Below are 20,164 nucleotides of genomic sequence, written 5' to 3'. Positions count from 1 at the left end.
TTTTGCTCTATTGCATAGACAAGATATTGCACATTTAAACAAGTTGTTCTATTTTGTCTTGCCCGTCTATTCATTAAAATGTAATTAAAGGAAACAGGTATAAGTTGATTTTTGACTGTGAACGCCTGTTCTTGACATTTACACATTTACACATACTACAATATGAAGGGTGGCATTTACTCATGGGAACAACATCGTCCGCTACGAAGAAGGTTGACAATGTGCAAAAAATAATTTATAAACACGGGTTTTTGTATGAACTAAAAAAGAATAAAGTACTATTCATCATGATGCTCCCTGCATTGGTGGTTTTATTTCTGAACAATTATTTACCGATGGCAGGTGTGTTAATCGCTTTTAAAAACTTCAAATATTTCGGAAGAAACCTTTTCGAAAATTTTGCCAAGAGTGAGTGGGTAGGGTTGGAGAATTTTGAATTCTTTACGGCAACGCCGGATGCGTTCACAATTACCAGAAACACTCTGCTGTATAATCTCGCATTTATTGTTATTGGTCTGATAGTTTCTGTTTTCTTTGCAATCATCCTGAATGAAATAAAGGGCAAGTACAAATCAAAATTCTATCAGGCAAGCATGTTTTTACCTTATTTCATGTCCTGGATAGTTGTAAGCTATCTAGTGTTTGCATTATTAAGCGAAGAACAGGGTTTTGTAAACAAGAGCCTTCTTCCGGCTCTAGGCATGAATGTGGATTCGCTTCCTTCCTGGTACGGCGACCCCGGCAAGTGGCCGTTTATTCTGACTATTGTAAACATGTGGAAGTTTACCGGATACAACTGTGTTGTTTACGTAGCCGCCATTGCAGGTATTGATCAGGAATATTATGAAGCTGCCACCGTTGACGGTGCTTCGAGATTTTACCAGATCAAAAAAATTACCCTGCCTTTATTGACTCCATTGATGGTAATCTTAACTCTACTTGCGGTGGGACGTGTTTTCTACTCGGATTTTGGATTGTTCTTCAGTGTTACAAGAAATGTTGGTGCTCTGTATGATACCACTTCGGTAATAGACACATACGTGTACAATGCATTGAGAAATTTGAACGATGTAGGCATGGCATCGGCAGCCGGCTTATATCAATCAGTGTGCGGCTTTATACTGGTTTTGAGTTCCAACCTGTTAGTTAGAAAAATAGATCCGGATAAAGCACTGTTTTAGGGGGGGAAAGAGATGAGACAAAGAGAAAATTCAGGTATATTAAACACAGTTTCACCTTTTTGGAATGGAGTATTTAATATAATTTTTATACTATATTCATTTGCTTGTATCATACCGTTGTTACTGGTAATCGGCGTATCATTTACCGATGAAAAGACTATTATAACCTCAGGTTACAATTTTATACCAAAGGTTTTCAGTCTTGAGGCATATAAATGGGTTTTTCAAAGCGGTGATGCAATAATCAGAGCATACGGCTTATCAATTATGATAACAATTATCGGTACTTTATGCAGTGTAGCCATAATTGCAATGTTTGCTTATGTTATATCAAGAAAGGACTTCAAATACAGAAATACATTTTCTTTCATAGTATTTTTCACAATGATATTCAACGGCGGTCTGGTACCTTGGTATATGGTTTATACAAATTTTCTGCATATCAATGATACCTTGCTGGCCTATATTGTCCCTTCACTGGTCAATGCCTGGTACGTAATGATAATGAGGACCTTCTTCCAGACCAATGTACCGGATTCAATTATTGAGTCTGCAAAAATTGATGGTGCGGGAGAATTCAGAACTTTTCTTCAGATAGTGATTCCGCTTGCCAAACCGGGTTTGGCAACCATAGCGCTGTTCCAGACTTTGGGCTTCTGGAATGATTGGTATCTCCCGCTTATGCTTATTGAAAACAGCAAGCTTTTTAATCTGCAATACATATTATATAAAACATTGACCGCAATTCAATATCTTGCGCAGGCGTCAAACGTTACTGGAGGTACTGCCCAGATCCTTTCCAAACTGCCTTCTGAAACAGCCCGTATGGCCATGTGCGTCCTGGCAATCGGTCCTATTATATTGGCTTATCCTTTTTTCCAGAAGTATTTTGTCAAAGGTCTTACAGTTGGTGCCGTTAAAGGCTAATACCATATAAAGCGTGATGCTGAATATATGGATGGCATAAATATTTATATTTTAAGGAGGTTCATATGCAAAAGGCAAAAAGATTAACAGGTTTGTTTTTGGTTCTCTGCTTGGCAATCACATTCGTGGTTGGATGCGGCAGCAGTGATAACGGGGCAGCAACATCAACAACTTCTACTGCATCGTCATCAGTTGCCGCTGGATCATCGGCAGCAGCTGAATCATCAGTAGCACTTGATCCTGTAGAACTGAAATGGTATGTTGTAGGTAATGGCCAACCTAAGGATATTGACGCTGTTATGGCAAAGATTAACGAATGGTTACAGCCAAGAATTAACGCTACATTAAAACTGACCATTTTTACATGGGGTGATGATTTCGAACAGAAGATGGGTGCAAAGATTGCTTCCGGTGAAGAGTACGATATAACTTTTACATCTAACTGGGCTGCCAACTATTTACAAAACGCTCCAAAGGGTGCATTTGTAGATCTTACCCCTATGTTGGATCAATATGCCCCAAAGACTAAAGCTTTATTAGGCGACAAAGTTATAAAGGGTGCCTCAATTGACGGAAAACTCTATGCTATACCTACTAACAAGGAAATGGCTCATAACTGGGGTTTCCTTGTCAACAAGAAACTTGCTGACAAGAACGGCATAGATTTGTCAACAATAAAGAAGTTTGAAGATATTGAACCGGCTCTTAAGATAATAAAAGAAAAAGAACCGGGAGTAGAACCTTTCCAGACAGTTGTCGGAGAATCTGCATACAGAATTCTTGATTTCGAAAAGATGGTTGATGATAACGTACCGGGTGCCATCTATGGTGACGGAAGAGACACTAAAGTTATAAACGACTTTGATGCTCCTGAAGCAAAGGCTTTGTTCACAACACTTCACAACTGGTATAAAGCAGGATATATCAGAAAAGATGCTGATACAATCACTGACTGGCAGGCAAACAGAAAAGCAGGTAAGGTATTCTCAGCAGTAGCTTCACTGAAACCGGGTAAAGACGGTGAAGAAAGTGTTTCATCAGGAATAGAATGGCAGCAGATCGATATAACTGCACCAATGTCTACTACTCGTGAAATGACTGGTGCAATGCAGGCTATATCCAAGTCTTCAAAGAATCCTGAAAGAGCGTTAATGTTCCTTGAATTAGCTAATACCGAACCAGAACTCTGTAACTTAATCAACTACGGTATTGAGGGAACTCACTATACCAAGGTATCTGATACTAAGATTGAGCAAACACAAGCAGGTATAGACGGTTACAATACAGGAACTGCTTGGTTGTTCGCTAATCAGTTCAATACTTACATCTTTAATTCAGAAAAATTTGAATCTGCAACTGCTAAGTGGGATCAATTCAAAGCTTACAATGATTCTGCAAAAGCTTCACCAATCCTTGGTTTCACATTTAATGCTGAACCGGTTAAAACTAAAGTTGCAGCTTTGACAGGTGTTAAGAAACAGTTTATGCCAGGTCTTGAGACCGGTAAATCCGATCCTGCAGTAGTACTTCCTAAGTTCAATGAAAAACTTAAGGCTGCTGGTTTGGACGATGTTCTTGCAGAAATGCAGAAACAGGTTGATGCATTTACAGCAAGCAAGTAATTGGGTGATACTATATTTATTCTAGCTTGATTTAATTACCAAATAGATGTAAAATAGGGCTAGCGCTTGGTGTAGCGTTAGCCCTATTTTAATAAATAAATTAACATTAGGCCGTAGTTCGGATAAGGTGGATTTGAATGAAAAGTGAAGAAATAGCTAAAATTGCCGGAGTATCCAGGAGTACTGTTTCCAGAGTAATAAATAATTATTCTAATGTACCGGAAGATACTAAGAAAAAGGTTCTCGAAGTAATATCCAAATACAATTATCAGCCTAATACCAGTGCAAGAGTATTGGCAGGAAAACAAAATGATACGATTGGACTGTTTATTGTCAGCATTGCTGACACTGACAATCCAAACAGATTGTATAACAACAATTATTTTACCCAATTTGTTGATGCGGCGGTAGAATGTGCTAATGCGCGGGGTTTTTATGTTCTTGTCAATATAATCTATTGTGAAAATGATTACAATAAAGTCAGTGAAGTCTTTCTTCAAAAGCGGATTGACGGGGGAATTGTTATCGGAACCGAGCGGGAAGCGGATGTTCTTATTAATGTCTCCAAGAGAGGTTTTCCGGTAGCCTTAATAGATTATGATGCCGAAGAGATAAAGAAAAATAAATCGGATAATAATAATCTGATAGTTATAGGATCTAATGATTATGAAGGTGCTGCCCAGGCAGTTGAATACCTGATAAGTTTGGGACACAAGGATATTGGGCTGCTGGCGGGAAGACTGTCTACATATTCGGGAAGGCAGAGATATGAAGCCTTCTTTGATACCATGAAAAAACATGGCCTGGAAGTTGATAAGGATTTCATTCTGCACGGTGATTTTATAAAATCCAAGACTGCCAATGAAGTTAAAAACCTGATTCAAAAAGATAAATTTCCAAGTGCAATATTTTCTTCCAATGACGATATGGCAATAACTGCCATGGACCTGTTTAAAGAAAATAATATAAAAGTACCTGAAGATATTTCCATCATCGGGTTTGATAATATTCCGCTTTCGTCATTGATCAGACCGGCCCTGTCTACAGTGTCAACACCTGTTTATGATATAGTGGATAAAGCTGTAACTGAGCTTATTGCAAATATTAAAAGAAACAAAAAGGGGTTTTTCAACTATAGCTACGACACAAAAATGATATTGCGTGAAACATGTTCAAGAAAATAATGGTACTTGTAAAAGTGCTTATTTGTTATATACATTTTTATTCATTCGAGAGGAGCCAAAAAATATGAAATTTGGATTTTTTGACGATAGCAACCGGGAATATGTAATTACTACTCCCAAAACACCGTATCCCTGGATTAATTACTTGGGAACACAAGAATTTTTTTCTTTAATTTCAAATACTGCGGGCGGTTATTGTTTTTATAAGGACGCGCGTTTACGCAGAATTACAAGGTACAGATACAACAACGTACCAATAGATATGGGAGGGAGATACTTCTATATCAACGATAACGGAACCCTGTGGTCTCCGGGCTGGTCACCGGTCAAGACCGATCTCGACAGCTACGAGTGCAGGCATGGTTTGGGGTATACCAAAATAACAGGAAGCAAAAATGGAATAAGCAGCGAAGTACTCTTTTTCGTTCCGTTGAATTTTAATGGAGAGTTACACAGAGTCAGGGTTAAAAACACAACCTCAGATAATAAGACTGTAAAACTGTTTTCATGCATAGAGTTCTGTTTATGGAATGCATATGACGATATGACTAATTACCAGAGAAACCTGAGCACAGGCGAAGTTGAGGTTGAGAATTCAGTTATTTACCACAAAACCGAATATAAGGAAAGAAGAAATCACTTTTCTTTTTATTCTGTAAACGCGAGTCTAACGGGCTATGATACCGACAGAGATGCATTTGTGGGATTATATAACGGCTTTGAGGCACCTCAGGTTCCTGTCAGCGGCCAACCTCAAAATACAATAGCCGACGGCTGGGGTCCAATGGCTTCACATTGTATCACAGTGGAATTAAAGCCCGGTGAAGAAAAGGAATATGATTTTATTCTGGGCTATGTTGAAAATGCTGAGGACGACAAGTGGGAAAGCAAGGGGGTAATCAATAAGAAAAAAGCCTATGCCATGATTGAGGAAAAAGGTAATCCCGCAGGTGTTCAGGCTGCATTTGAAGAATTGCAGAGTTACTGGAGCCAGCTGTTCACGCAGTACAGACTGGAGCACAAGGATGAAAAGCTGGCAAGGATGGTAAACACATGGAATCAGTATCAATGCATGGTTACCTTTAATATGTCCAGAAGTGCTTCATACTTTGAAACCGGCATAGGCAGAGGTATGGGGTTCAGAGATTCCAACCAGGATATTCTTGGCTTTGTTCACCAGATTCCTGACAGGGCGAGAGAGAGAATACTTGATATAGCAGCCACTCAGTTGGAAACAGGCGGTGCATATCATCAGTACCAGCCTTTGACTAAGAAAGGCAACAATGAAATCGGCGGAAACTTTAACGATGATCCACTGTGGCTGATTGCTTCAGTTGCCGCTTACATAAAAGAAACAGGCGATATGGACATTCTTAAGGAAATGGTTCCGTATGACAATGATGTTTCCAGGGCGGCCACTTTGTTTGACCACCTGCGACGTTCCTTCTATCATGTGGTAAATAACCTGGGTCCCCATGGACTGCCATTGATCGGAAGGGCAGACTGGAACGACTGCCTCAACCTGAACTGCTTCTCGAATGCTCCCGATGAATCCTTCCAGACCACTACGAGCAAGGATGGCAAGGTGGCAGAATCGGTACTGATAGCGGGAATGTTTGTCTACTATGGACCGGAGTATGTTAAGTTATGCAGGCTGAATGGGCTGGAAGAGGAAGCCGGCAAGGCTCAGGTACATATTGATAAAATGGCCGAAACGGTTCTTGAGCATGGATGGGATGGAGAATGGTTCATCCGCGCGTACGATGATTTCGGCCAAAAAATAGGCAGCAAGGAAAATGAAGAAGGCAAGATATTCATAGAATCACAGGGCTTCTGCACAATGGCCGGAATCGGTCTCAACACCGGTCACGTGGAAAAGGCTCTGGATTCGGCCAAAAAATATCTCGACAGCCAGCATGGTATGGTACTTAACAACCCTGCGTTTACAAAGTATTATATCAACATGGGTGAAATTTCGACTTACCCTGCCGGCTATAAGGAAAATGCAGGCATATTCTGCCATAACAATCCCTGGGTTGCCGCCGGTGAAACAGCGCTTGGGAGAGGGGACAGGGCTTTTGAGATATACTCAAAAATTGCTCCTGCGTACACTGAGGAAATAAGTGAGATACATAAAACCGAGCCGTATGTCTATTCCCAGATGATTGCCGGAAAGGACGCAAAGAGACATGGGGAGGCAAAGAACTCCTGGCTGACAGGAACTGCGGCCTGGAACTTTGTAGTCATTTCTCAGAATATTCTTGGAATCAAGCCTGACTACAGCGGTCTCATGATCGATCCCTGCATACCAAAGGCCTGGGATGGCTACAAGATCAGCAGAAAGTTCCGGAATGCAACTTATGATATAACCATAAGCAATCCGGAGCATGTCTCAAAAGGTATTAAGGAGCTTGTAGTTGACGGCAGAAAATATGAAGGTAATATTGTTCCTGTCTTTAATGACCGAAAGAACCATGAAGTTAAGGTTGTAATGGGTTAAAATCCTGATGGATTCTCCCTGAGTAATGGGGATATATAAGAGGTTTGATGCAGGGGTCCATCTCAAAACAAGACAAATATAATAGTGCTTCCCATTTTTTGAAGTTAGCACGGGAGCACTATTATAATGTTTTTCCATGTATTTCAATTGTTTTGCGCCACGCCGACATCAAGCCTTGTTAAAATTTCTATAATGTCACTACTACCGAAGGAGAGACCAGATTATGCCAGGGCTGGCACCAAACTGAAATTTCCCCTTTTTCATGGGATTTTATATCAAAAGGCAGTGGCTCTGCCTCCAGCTCCTCCAATATGTCAATTTCACCGCCGGAATATTGAATTAATCTTCGGGAGGCTGACAGCAAGCGCTGCTTTAGTCCTCCCAAACGAAGCTCAAGTACGTCAAGTCCGAAAATTTTGTTTTCTTTTTTCCATTGTTCCTCCAATGAAGTCAATAAAACTTCCACCCGGTTAAGTAAATCAGGTATTTCAATCTGTGCCGTTTTAAGTAAAATATCTTTTTCTCCCGAGTGATAAGCCTTTCTTATGCGGATTCCCATTTCACTCTTTAAGGCCAGCACATGGCAAAAGGCCCTGTGATATTCAAAGAGATAACTCCATTTGGGATTGCGTTTAGAGCATTCCGCAATTTTTCGGACACAATTTTTAAAATGTGCGTCATATGAATCAGGCAGCACATGCGCATCATAAAGCCCACCCAGGATGTCCTGATAAAGCAGGTATTTTGTGGGATTTATCCCGCAGCGTCCGGGTGCGGGATTGTCAGGGGTCAATATGGGTTCACCCAGGGTGATAAAATCTTTATATGAAGCTCCCGCACATGTCAAAAAGCGTCTCTCAAGATATTCTTCATGGGAGAAACCTGAATAGCACAGCTCAGCCCATATCTGAAATACAGGCAGTACGGAGAACAAGGGGCATTCGGCCCCGTCATCCCCCCAGCTGGTTATGAGAACTTCTCGGATATTATGCTCTTGACAGCTCTTGTGGGCGACTTTTGAAACAAATTCACTGAAATGGCTGTAGGGAGTGAAGCTGTTCCATTTCCATGCACCTCCGGCAAAAACTAAATTGGAACTTATTTTTTTGTGATTGCACAGCATTTTATCATACTCTTCCTGTTCAGTGGAATAGTAATTCCAATACACCAGAGTTATATCCTCAGGTATTTGACTGAGAAGCTCCTCTTTAATGGGACAGTCATCAGCGGTGTATTGGCCTCCCGATACAAGCCTGAAAAACATATCGCTCCACATCATGGGGCGATAACCGTATTTAAGTGCAATATCCATAACATGGTTAAAATGCCGGAGCATTACCTCCATACGATCCTTATATCCGTGTTTGTCAAGATATTTTCCGAGGCCCACCATATGAGCCTCATCCATACCGATATTAATACGGCGGCTGGATAAATTTTGAGACATTGTGCGGAACATATCATCAATGAGAGCATAGGTTTTCTCATCATCTATCAGGAGTATATCATTGCAGTCACGGAGTTCTGAAAAAGCTTCCCATTTCAATACACGGCCCAGATGAGCCAGTGTTTGAATACATGGTACAAGCTCTATGGAAAAAAGTTTGGCATAGGCATCCATTTCCTTGAATTCCTCCGGGGTGTAACGGCCCCGCTGATAGCCGAAATAGGGATATTCTTTTATTTCGTAAGTGTCCTCGGTATAGAGCTGTACATTTGAATAGCCCATTAAAGCCAGGTGTTTAATAAGCTCTTTAAAAGAAGGTATATTCAAAACTGCGTTGCGGGAGCAGTCTATCATTACGCCCAGCTGGTCATATGCCGCACTTTCTCTTACAATAAAAGGTTTTCCCGTCTCCAGATTTTCTATAAAAATACCAAGTCCGCGTAATATCTGGTGCTCCTTTTCATAGTAGATTATTCCGGAGTTTCCGTCGAAACTATATTCCTGAATGTGTGACCGTCTGAATTGAACGGGGAGGCCGTTCGGAGATACAGTCACGTACAGCAGCCCTGAAAGCTCATTAACGGCTTTTTCTTGATACTCATTCAAGCCAAGCAGTTTTAGAGAATAATTCATAACGCAATAACTCCTTTTAGATTATTGGAAATTATAAAATTTAAGGTTGAAAGAGACTTTTACACTTCATAATATATCACGGAAGCAGAACGGAATGGCAAGAAATACACTTGAATCTAACGTTTTTATACTATAATATAACAAATGTGTACTGTAAAAATGTTTGCAAGCCAATATAAAATATATTATAACGCATAGGTTCAAAAGAACGTTTCACGTTCTTGGAAATTTATTGACCCGTTATATCAGGCTAATGGAATGAAAGGCGTAATGCTATGCTGGAATTTGTTAAGAAACAGGTCTACCGTAAGCCTTTTATTGTTTATACCTTATCCCTGCTGGTGGTATGTACTCTGGTTTGCTCCCTGCTGTTCCAGCTGACATTAAACAGTCAATTGGAGCAGATAAAGCAGGACTCTCTCAAAGAGTTTGAAAATGCTCAGAACAATATAGGATTTAATATCCAGAAAATAGACAGCTATTTTCTAGGGTTGTATTCTGAACAGAACCGCCGGATACTTAAGGATTTCATGCGCTTTTTCGGGAATGATGCCGAGACCTATATAATGAAACGCATTGTGGAGGTTTCAGGCGATGAAGCCGAAACCAGTTTTATTGAAGATATAAAAAATTTTGTTAGATCAAACCAGTATTCCATTTCCCAGATATTATTTCTTACCTCTAAAAATTCAAATATTATTACCTATGGAACCAATGGGATTTCCCAGGTAAAATTCCGCATTCCAAACCGGAACGGAATAAAAAACGACATATCTTTGGGCTATAATTATACAAAAAAAATCCTGCAGCCGGGTGATATGTCTGAAACGCTGGGAGAAGTGAGCTTTCTCGTCCGGGCTCAGGCTATTTTTGGAAATGTCAATAAAAATCCCATAGTTCATGTAGCTGTTATGAGTAAGGACGGTGAACTTTATTTCGGAGCTGATGATACTATGAAGGAGCAGTTCCGGCGAATATATGACAGTGAAAAAACAAGCGGCAGGATAGGGTCCGGTTTTTTTCAGGAAATGCATTATAATGTATATACATCTGAACAATATGGATTTAAAATGGTTTCATTAGTGAGTTATGGAGCTATAATCAATCAGAATCGCTCAATATTTTTATTTTATATATTCGGTATCCTTTTTATATTTATATCCATAACTCTGCTGATAGCTACGCGTATGTCATATGATGCCAAATACCTGAGCCTGATTACCAAAGCCATAGACAAGGCAAAGTCGGGAAAGTTTGTAAAGATAGACATAAAAAAACGCAAGGATGAATTCAGTATAATAGCAAGAAAGCTCAATGATATGTCGGAACAGCTTGAAGAACATATTCAAAAAGAATACATTCTGAAGCTCAAGCAGAAGGAAGCCGAGATGAAGACCCTGCAGCAGCAGATAAATCCGCACTTTTTATATAATACCCTTGAGGTTATAAGGTCCCATGCCCTGGTGAACAACGACGAAAGTGTTGCTGATGCCGTGTTCAATTTGGGAGGAATGCTGCGGGAGGTGGTTAAGAACAAGGATGTAATAACTATTGGAAATGAACTTGACATACTCACGAAATATCTGAAAATAATGGAATTCAAGTTTAGCGGAAAATTTTATTACCAGATAGATGTTGATCATGAAATACGCTCAATGGAAACGGTTAAATTCTGGATGCAGCCGCTGGTAGAGAATTTTTTTGTACACGGTTTCGACAGAAGCTGCGATTATAATTTACTGCTTATAAGCGGAAAAATTTATGAAAATGAAGTAATGTTTCAAATTATTAACAATGGTGAAAAGATTGAACCTGACAGGCTTGAAGCAATAAATGGATGGCTTGCCGCAACCGAAAAAGAAAATACCGATAATAGCAGTATCGGCCTGATCAACGTATATACCAGACTTCGCTTTTTTTATGGAGATGGTCTGAAAATGAAATTGAACAACAACGAGGAAGCGGGTATTACCATATCTATATCGATTTGGAGGGGGGATGAACATGTACCAATTGCTGATAGTAGATGACGAGCCCATGATTATTGACGGGGTAAAACGGCTTATTGATTGGAAAAGCTATGGATTCAGCAGGATAGAGTCTGCCCTGAATTTCCATGAAGCCGTGGAAAAGGCGGTGGAACTGAGACCTGACATTGCTTTATTTGATGTGTGTATCGATGATGCACGGGGGTATGATATTATTGAAAAACTCAATGTTCTTGAAATTCCTACCAGTTATGTCATGATGAGCGGCTACGATGAATTTGAATTTGTCAGGAAATCATTTCTCAGGGGTGTAAAGGATTATATCTTAAAACCCATTGATGCTGTCAAGCTGAAGCAAATAATCGAACGACTTATAGTAGAAGATTTGAAAGGAACTCTGGAAGGAAGGATGCCAAAGGATAAAAATATCGATCCCATTCTGAACGTGGAATATTCATCTCTCTCAAATCTTACAAATAAGGTGATTCTGATTGTGAAAGGTGAGTTCAGCAAAAATATAAATCTCAAGATTATAGCTGATAAATTTAAAATGAACAGCACTTATCTCGGACAAATTTTTATAAAGGAAACCGGTATGAAGTTTTCCGAGTATCTGATGAGCTACCGGCTGACAGTGGCAAAGGAAAGAATTGAGACCACTTCGGAAAAGATAGCTTCAATAGCCTATGGGGTGGGGTATCTGAACCTGAATTATTTCTACATCCATTTCAAGGATTACTTTGGTTATTCGCCCGGCAACCTGCGCCGGTATGAAGAAAACGTTGCCAATAACTACCTGTAAATTCGGCAGCAAAAAGGAAATAAACATTAAAAATTAGAACCAGCTGCATGGTAAAAATCAATATAAAATTTTAAGTCCGCGGTTTAAGGGTAATTCCTTATCCGGGGACTTTTTTGTTAAATTAAAAAGAGATAATCTTATATGTCGTTATGTAGCCTTATGGCAATCTATACAAAAAATATGGATTTGCGATCCAAATAATTAGATATTTTTTATTAAATCTAACGTTTTTATATTATTTTATATTGTTTATTGACTGGAAGCGAAATTGTAATAGGCAATATAATCAAAGTAAGAAAAGGCTTTAGGAAATCTGTTCAATCTAAATAAAAATATGCTTAAAAGGAAGGATTTCGTAATGATAAACAGATCACATCCCGAAAAAAAGTACCGTCAGCGGTGGACGAAGGATGACACAGAGCTCACGCTTTTGGCGGCGCCAACTACAATATGGTATGTACTTTTCTGCTTCCTGCCGATGTTCGGAATAATTATTGCCTTTAAGGATTTCAGAATCTCAGGAAATTTCATTACAAGTGTTTTCAAAAGTTCCTGGGCAGGGGGAAATGGTTTAAAGAATTTCGAGTCCCTTTTCAGCTTCGGAGACATTTGGACAATTATAAGAAATACTCTTGCATACAATATTGTTTTCATAATTTTAGGAATAGTAATTCCGGTAGTCCTTGCCCTTATAATCAACCAGCTTCACAGCAGGATAGCCGCAAAAATATATCAGACGGCAATGTTCATGCCTTACTTTTTGTCCTGGGTTGTTGTTTCTGCCGTAGTATTCGGTTTCCTCAGCTACGACAAGGGACTTGCCAACAAAATCATAGAAAGCATAGGGGGCCAACCTGTACAGTGGTATATGAGCCCCCAATACTGGCCGTACTTTATAATCTTTATGAACCTGTGGAAGAGCGTGGGCTACGGAATGGTGGTTTATCTGGCTTCTATAACTGGAATCGACGGCACATATTATGAAGCTGCTGTTATAGACGGAGCGACCAAATGGCAGCAGGTGAGGTATATAACCTTGCCGCTGATGAAGACAGTTATTGTGATAATGTTCATTCTCAGCGTGGGAAGAATATTCTACTCGGATTTCGGTCTGTTCTATCAGGTGCCTAAAGCTTCCAACTCTTTGTTTGACGTTACCTACACAATTGATGTTTATGTGTACTCCATGATGAAATCGGGAACGACGGGCATGGCGTCGGCAACAGCTTTAATTCAGTCGGTGGTGGGCTGCGTGACCATTCTTCTGGCCAATGCACTGGTTAGAAAAATTGATTCTGAAAGCGCAATGATTTAGGGGGGATATTAATGTCACAGAAATTTAATTACAAGGAAAATGTTGAAAGATTCAATCAGGTTAAACCTTTTACAAATATGGTTTTTAATTTATTATTCCTTTGTTTGGCTTTGATATCGCTTGTTCCGGTTTTATTCGTCATTGCCATATCCCTTACAAAGGAGGCTTCCATCGAAGAATTTGGCTATCAGTTGATTCCAAAGGTTATATCGATGGATGGATATATATTTCTTTACCAGCAGGCAAACATGATCCTCAGGGCACTTGGAATATCAGTGTTTGTTACCATTGCAGGAACTTTTATAGGAGTTTTGCTTACTACAAGCATGGGGTATGTTTTATCAAGACCTCAGTACCGCCTGAAAAAATTCATGACCTGGATGGTGTTCATACCAATGATATTCAACGGAGGAATGGTGTCCTCCTATTATATAAATGTAAGCCAGCTTCATATGAAGGATTCCGTTTGGGCCTTGATTCTGCCGCTGGCGGTAAGTTCCTTTAACGTGCTGATATGCAAGACTTTTTTTAGAACTACAATACCAGATGCACTGGTAGAGTCGGCTAAAATCGACGGAGCGGCTCAGCTCCGGATATTTTTCAGTATTGTACTGCCCATTTCGCTGCCGGTACTTGCCACAATAGGACTGTTCCTGTGCTTCGGCTACTGGAATGACTGGTTTCAATCCATGCTGTATATAGATAACCAGGATATGTATTCTCTGCAGGCGTTGTTGAATAAAATCATGAATCAGGCCGACTATTTGTCTAAAAATGCCGCCACCATCGGAATCAGTGCAGCTGAAATGTCGGCAAAAATGCCCAAGGAATCGGCACGTATGGCTATAGCAGTACTCATAGTTATTCCTATTGCATGTGCATATCCTTTCTTCCAGAGGTATTTCACCTCAGGTCTGACCATAGGTGCGGTCAAGGAATGATTTTATTTTCAAAGGATACGGTTTGGAACAAATTCATCTGCAAGGATATTGAACTTAAGGAATCTTAAGTTTGATTATAAAAAATTTAAAAAATGGAGGAAATAGAAATGAGAAAGATGTTGAAGGTTTTATCTATTATTTGTGCTGTAAGCATCATGATATTCGCATTTGCAGGCTGCGGCTCAAATTCTGCGGCTTCAGGATCTACCGCAAGTACGGGTACGGCATCAACTGCTCCAAGCACTGATGCGGCAGCCAGCACACAGGTGTCGGCTGAAAATGCTCCTACAATTGTATGGTGGCAGATAGGTACACAACCGCAAAATCTTACAGAAGGTGTGGCAAAAATAAATGAATACATTGCAGGAAAATACGGTGTTAAAGTTGATATCAAGGTTGCCGGCTGGGGTGACTATGATACAAAGATGAATACCATAGTCAATACCGGAGAGGCTTTTGACATAATGTTTGTAAACAACAACAACTACAATCGGTTTATAAATCTCGGGGCTCTGGCCGATATCACAGACGCAGTCCAGAAGGAAACTCCCGACCTCTTCAAATTTATTCCTGAAAAAGTATGGAATGGTACAAAGCTGAATGGTAAAATATATTCAGTGCCTACTTATAAGGATTCATCAATAACTCAGTATTTTGTATGGGATGATTCCATTGTTAAGAAATATAACATTGATTATGAAAATATTAAAACCTTAAAGGAGCTTGATAAGCCATTCCGCGCAATCAAAGCCGGAGAGGGAAAGTCCTATTATCCTTTGCAGATGATAAAGGATGACGGTTTTAACGGTATGTTCAACAAGTACGACGACCTTACACTGGGATTGAGACCTATGGGCGTAAAGATAGATGATACTTCGCGAAAAGTGGTTTCAGTACTTGAACAACCGGATGTAATGGAAGATTTGAAACAGCTTCACCAGTGGTATAAGGACGGAATAATCAATCCTGATGCTCCGACCCTGGGAGAAGCCCCAAAGAAACTTCCGTTCTTCAGTGCACAGGCTTTTCCGGGTGCCGAAGCAAGCTGGCAGGTGGATAAAGGTGTTGAAAAATATGTAATGGCACAGCAGTTTGGACCAATATTCACAACGAGCAGTATTCAAGGTTCTCTGAATGCCATTTCGGCAAATTCAAAATATAAGGCCGAGGCTTTGAAATTCATACAGGCCGTTAACACAGATGCACAGTTGAGAAATATGCTTGCATACGGTATTGAAGGAACTGACTGGCAGAAGGTTGCCGATAACGTAATAAAGAGAACAAGTGATACCTGGACCCTACCGGCATACTCACAGGGAACTTTCTTCAACATGGCGGCAGTTGATCCCAACCCGGCAGACCAGTGGGATGCGGTTAAAAAGTTAAATGAGGAAGCTACGGCTTCGGTCACTCTCGGATACGCTCTTGATATAAGCAACCTTTCAACGGAAGTTGCAAACTGCAAGGCAGTTTGGGATAAATACAAATATGAATTGCAAACCGGTGCATCCGATCCTGTGGTTATGGTTCCGAAGATTGTAAAAGAGCTTAAAGCAGCAGGTATGGATAAAATTATGGCAGAAGCACAGAAACAGATCACAGAATATTTTAAATAATATTTAACCATTCCCAGAAGTGGTATTAAGTTTGCAAATTAATTGTGTGCAGGGCAAAAATCCGGACGTTAGTGCAAGCCTATTGTTCGGATTTTTGTATATTTTTTAAGAACAGCTTTAAATGAACTCGAAAACAACAATAAAATTTATATAGAGAGGTAGCACATGAGTAAAATAATAGGGAGAGCTCTTCCAAACATTCCATGGCAGGATAAGCCGGCAAGCTGCAGCCAGCCGGTATGGAGATATTCTCAGAATCCCATCATTGAGAGGGATGAAATACCAAACTCAAACAGCATATTCAATTCTGCGGTGGTACCTTTTGAAAATGGCTTTGCCGGGGTTTTCAGATGTGATTCCAGGTCGGTAAGTATGGATATCTTTGCCGGCTTCAGTGAAGACGGAATAAATTGGAGAATCAATCATGAACCTATAAAATTCCAGGGTGCTCCCGAAATAATCAAAAGGGAATACCGTTATGATCCAAGAGTCTGCTTTATCGAGGACCGCTACTATATAACCTGGTGCAACGGTTATCACGGTCCGACCATCGGAATGGCCTACACCTTTGACTTCAAAACCTTTTATCAGCTGGAAAATGCATTTTTGCCATACAACAGAAATGGGGTGCTGTTTCCAAGAAAAATAGACGGACATTATGCCATGCTCAGCCGGCCCAGTGATACAGGCCATACCCCCTTTGGGGACATTTTTTACAGTATAAGTCCCGATATGACTTTCTGGGGAAAGCACAGATATGTAATGGGAACCATCAACGGCGACGAGTCGGCCTGGCAGTCAAAGAAAATAGGTCCCGGACCGGTGCCCATAGAAACCGATAAAGGCTGGCTGCTGATTTATCATGGTGTAATAAATACCTGCAATGGGTTTGTATATCGAATGGGCTGTGCGCTGCTTGATATTGATCAGCCCTGGAAGGTTATTGCACGTTCAGGAAATTACATCTTAGGACCTCAGACCATATATGAATGTGTCGGAGATGTTCCAAATGTAACTTTTCCGTGTGCGGCCCTAACCGATGCAGCAACCGGAAGAATCGCCATCTATTACGGCTGTGCCGATACAGTTACCGGATTGGCATTTACCGCTATAAATGAACTGCTTGATTATATGGAAAAATACCCCCTGGAGGTGAAGCTATGATATTTGCAAAGGAAAGGGTCCAGGTAATCTGTGACCAGCTGAAAAAGTTTTCAAAGATGCAAAAGGTGGAATTGACTCAATGGCAGGTGAAAGAGGGAAATTTTCTGAGGCCTGCCGATGCGGAAGCTGCAGCCGGAGACTGGAAGACTTTTGACAGCAGGACCATGCACTGGTACGGCCCTGACAGGCATTACTGGTTTAAGACGGAATTTACCGTACCGGAGGAATTCGATGGAAGACCGCTCTGGTTGATTTTTCACACCCAGATTGAAGAATGGGATGACGGAAAGAATCCCCAGTTCCTGCTGTTTATTGACGGAGAAATAGTCCAGGGCCTGGATATGAATCACCGCGAAATTTTGGTAACAGACCGCGCCCAGGCCGGAAGGACATATCATGTGGACCTTCAATCCTACACCGGGACACTTCACAGTGAATTCAGGCTGATAGGCGAGGCGGCAGAGATCGATCCGCAGATACAGGGCTTGTACTATGACCTGCAGGTACCTGTCTGGGCATTTGAAAGAATGGACAAAGACGACAAAACCAGACTTGATATTGAAGCAGTGCTGAACAGAACCATAAACCTTCTGGATTTCAGAAAGGTTCCTTCACCTGGGTTTTCAGACTCGGTAAATCAAGCGCGAGAGTACATCAAGCGTGAGCTCTATGAAAATATGGCGGGCTTTAATGAGGTAATAGCCACATGCATAGGTCACACGCATATAGACGTTGCATGGTGGTGGACGGTGGAGCAGACTAAAGAAAAGGTCGCACGCAGCTTTGCAACTGTTTTGAAGCTCATGGAGGAATACCCTGATTACAGGTTCATGTCCAGCCAGCCGCAGCTGTATGTATTCCTGAAGGAACGCTATCCCGAGCTGTATGAAAAAGTCAGGCTGAGGATCAGGGAGGGGCGCTGGGAGCCTGAGGGCGGAATGTGGCTGGAAGCAGACTGCAACCTTACGTCGGGTGAGTCTCTGGTACGCCAGTTCATGCACGGCAAAAAGTTCTTCAAAGAGGAGTTCGGGGTTGATAACAGAATTCTCTGGCTACCCGATGTTTTCGGATATTCCGGCGCACTGCCGCAGATAATGAAAAAATGCGGAATAGATTATTTCATGACCACAAAACTGTCCTGGAACCAGTTCAACAAGGTGCCCTATGATACACTGCTGTGGCGCGGTATAGACGGATCGGAAGTGTTTACGCACTTTATCAGCACCCTGGGTGTGGGGCAGCCTGCAAAAAGCTTTTTTACAACCTATAACGGGATGCTGCATCCTGATGCAATAATGGGAGGCTGGACACGTTATCAGAACAAGGAGATCAACAATGATATCCTTGTTGCCTTCGGCTATGGTGACGGAGGAGGAGGGCCCACCCGCCAGATGTTGGAAACTTCAACACGTATGGATAAAGGGGTTAAAGGTATTCCAAAAGTAAGACAGGAATTCTCAAGAAAGTATTTTGAAGAGCTTGAAGCCCGCGTAAAGGACAGCAGCAGACTGCCCAGGTGGGAAGGGGAATTCTATTTCGAATACCACAGAGGCACCTATACCTCCATGGCACGAAACAAGCGCTCCAACAGAAAGAGTGAACTGATGCTGATGGATCTTGAACTATTATCCGTAATGGCCGGTTCTGCCGGAATTGATTATCCGGCAAAGGAACTTGACGGCTTGTGGAAAACAGTGCTGCTGAATCAGTTTCATGATATACTGCCGGGCTCCTCAATTAAAGAGGTTTATGAGCAGACTGCAAAAGAGTATGCCTGGCTGGCCGAAAAAGCAGGTAATCTCATAAAGGAAAGATTGTCAGCCCTGGCTGGCAAGGGAACTGCCGTGGTTCTCTTTAATACTCTGGGCTTCGACAGGGATGATGTAGTTCTGCTGGGCAATATGGAGGCGGAGAGCCTCACTGATGAAAGCGGGACAGTTTACCCTGTACAGCAGACGGCAGACGGAGCCGTTGCATACGTAAAAGGCCTTCCGTCCAAGGGATATAAAAGCTTTACTCCATGCCGTGATGAGCAGGGCAGGTCTGAATACGGGACTCCGTTCCGCATTACAGGAAACGGAATCGAGACTCCCTTCTATGACGTCCGGTTCACCGAGGACGGCAATATCAGTTCCCTGTTCGACAAGGAAAACAGCAGGCAGGTGCTTAGGGACGGCAAGTGTGGAAATCAGCTCAGGGTGTATGAGGATAAGCCTATTTACTATGATAACTGGGATATAGATATTTTCTATACCGAGAAATACTGGGATGTAAATGATATTGCAGCCATGGAGTGGATTGAAAACGGTCCCGTAAGGGCCACTCTTGAGATAAATAGGAATTTTTCGAGTTCTGTTGTCTCACAGAAAATACATTTTTATGCCGGCTCCAGACGCATTGATTTTGTAACCTATGTGGACTGGCATGAAAATCAGCATCTGCTCAAGGTTCAATTCCCTCTGGAGATTCATTCCGATGAAGCAACCTTTGATGTTCAGTTCGGGAATGTGACCCGTAAAACCCATAGGAATACCAGTTGGGATCAGGCACGTTTCGAGAGCTGCGGACAGAAGTGGGCCGATATTTCAGAGGGAGGCTATGGAGTAAGTCTTCTGAATGACTGCAAGTACGGACATTCGGTCCATGAGGGCAATCTTTCACTGACCTTGATAAAATCAGGTATAGAGCCAAATCCTCATACCGACCAGGAAGAACATTATTTCACATACTCACTGTATCCCCATGCAGGCAACTGGCGTGAAGGAAATACTGCACGGGAAGCTGCAAAGCTGAATCAACCGGTATATGCAGTTGCCGGAGCAGGTGATAAACTCAATTTCTCCC

The 20,164-nt window shown here is 41.4% G+C and carries 13 protein-coding genes; 12 read left to right on the top strand and 1 reads right to left on the bottom strand.

The window, feature by feature from the left end; translation table 11 throughout:
* The first annotated feature begins 182 nt into the window (after positions 1-182).
* The 5 genes from CTER_RS22280 to CTER_RS22260 all read left to right on the top strand — a co-directional run bounded on the left by CTER_RS22280 (position 183) and on the right by CTER_RS22260 (position 7,414).
* Positions 183-1,181 carry an ABC transporter permease gene (locus CTER_RS22280; RefSeq protein WP_004630174.1) on the top strand — a complete coding sequence of 333 codons (999 nt, stop codon included), beginning with the start codon at positions 183-185 and terminating at the stop codon, positions 1,179-1,181.
* A gap of 12 nt (positions 1,182-1,193) precedes the next feature.
* The gene (locus tag CTER_RS22275) at positions 1,194-2,108 is read left to right on the top strand and encodes a carbohydrate ABC transporter permease (RefSeq protein ID WP_004630001.1); all 915 of its coding nucleotides are present in this window, start codon (positions 1,194-1,196) and stop codon (positions 2,106-2,108) included.
* A gap of 65 nt (positions 2,109-2,173) precedes the next feature.
* Positions 2,174-3,730 (top strand): ABC transporter substrate-binding protein, encoded by a 1,557-nt coding sequence (locus tag CTER_RS22270; protein ID WP_004629888.1) that lies wholly within the window; start codon positions 2,174-2,176, stop codon positions 3,728-3,730.
* 137 nt (positions 3,731-3,867) lie between these two features.
* On the top strand, positions 3,868-4,914 hold the full coding sequence (locus CTER_RS22265) for a LacI family DNA-binding transcriptional regulator (RefSeq protein ID WP_004629900.1): 1,047 nt from the start codon (positions 3,868-3,870) through the stop codon (positions 4,912-4,914).
* 64 nt (positions 4,915-4,978) lie between these two features.
* Entirely contained in the window at positions 4,979-7,414 is a 2,436-nt protein-coding gene (locus CTER_RS22260) for a glycoside hydrolase family 94 protein (protein WP_004629682.1), read from the top strand.
* Between the two features lie 187 nt (positions 7,415-7,601).
* Here CTER_RS22260 and CTER_RS22255 read toward each other — a convergent pair whose 3' ends face one another.
* Positions 7,602-9,494: a beta-N-acetylhexosaminidase gene (locus CTER_RS22255; RefSeq protein WP_004630266.1), complete on the bottom strand. Its 1,893-nt coding sequence runs from the start codon at positions 9,492-9,494 to the stop codon at positions 7,602-7,604.
* 275 nt (positions 9,495-9,769) lie between these two features.
* Here CTER_RS22255 and CTER_RS22250 point away from each other — a divergent pair, with 275 nt between their 5' ends.
* The 7 genes from CTER_RS22250 to CTER_RS22220 form a co-directional block, all read left to right on the top strand.
* A complete protein-coding gene (locus CTER_RS22250) occupies positions 9,770-11,524 on the top strand; it encodes a sensor histidine kinase (protein ID WP_004630054.1) in 1,755 nt (584 codons plus the stop codon).
* Entirely contained in the window at positions 11,499-12,284 is a 786-nt protein-coding gene (locus CTER_RS22245; RefSeq protein WP_004630076.1) for a response regulator transcription factor, read from the top strand. The genes CTER_RS22250 and CTER_RS22245 overlap by 26 nt, the downstream gene beginning before the upstream one ends.
* Positions 12,285-12,642: 358 nt before the next feature.
* Complete coding sequence (locus CTER_RS22240; protein ID WP_004629899.1) at positions 12,643-13,599, top strand: ABC transporter permease; 957 nt, start codon at positions 12,643-12,645, stop codon at positions 13,597-13,599.
* Between the two features lie 11 nt (positions 13,600-13,610).
* A complete protein-coding gene (locus CTER_RS22235; protein ID WP_004629732.1) occupies positions 13,611-14,540 on the top strand; it encodes a carbohydrate ABC transporter permease in 930 nt (309 codons plus the stop codon).
* A 107-nt stretch (positions 14,541-14,647) separates the two neighbouring features.
* Entirely contained in the window at positions 14,648-16,156 is a 1,509-nt protein-coding gene (locus CTER_RS22230) for an ABC transporter substrate-binding protein (protein WP_004630250.1), read from the top strand.
* A 165-nt stretch (positions 16,157-16,321) separates the two neighbouring features.
* Positions 16,322-17,320, top strand: coding sequence for a glycoside hydrolase family 130 protein (locus CTER_RS22225; RefSeq protein ID WP_004630151.1), 999 nt, complete (start codon positions 16,322-16,324; stop codon positions 17,318-17,320).
* A partial coding sequence (locus CTER_RS22220) for an alpha-mannosidase (RefSeq protein WP_004629929.1) occupies positions 17,317-20,164 on the top strand: 2,848 nt, incomplete at its 3' end. The genes CTER_RS22225 and CTER_RS22220, both read left to right, overlap by 4 nt.

This window comes from Ruminiclostridium cellobioparum subsp. termitidis CT1112 (assembly GCF_000350485.1).
Taxonomy (GTDB): Bacteria; Bacillota; Clostridia; order Acetivibrionales; family DSM-1351; genus Ruminiclostridium; species Ruminiclostridium termitidis.
The sequence above is the reverse complement of the archived record's forward strand: the minus strand, read 5'-3'. Positions and strand labels throughout refer to the sequence as shown.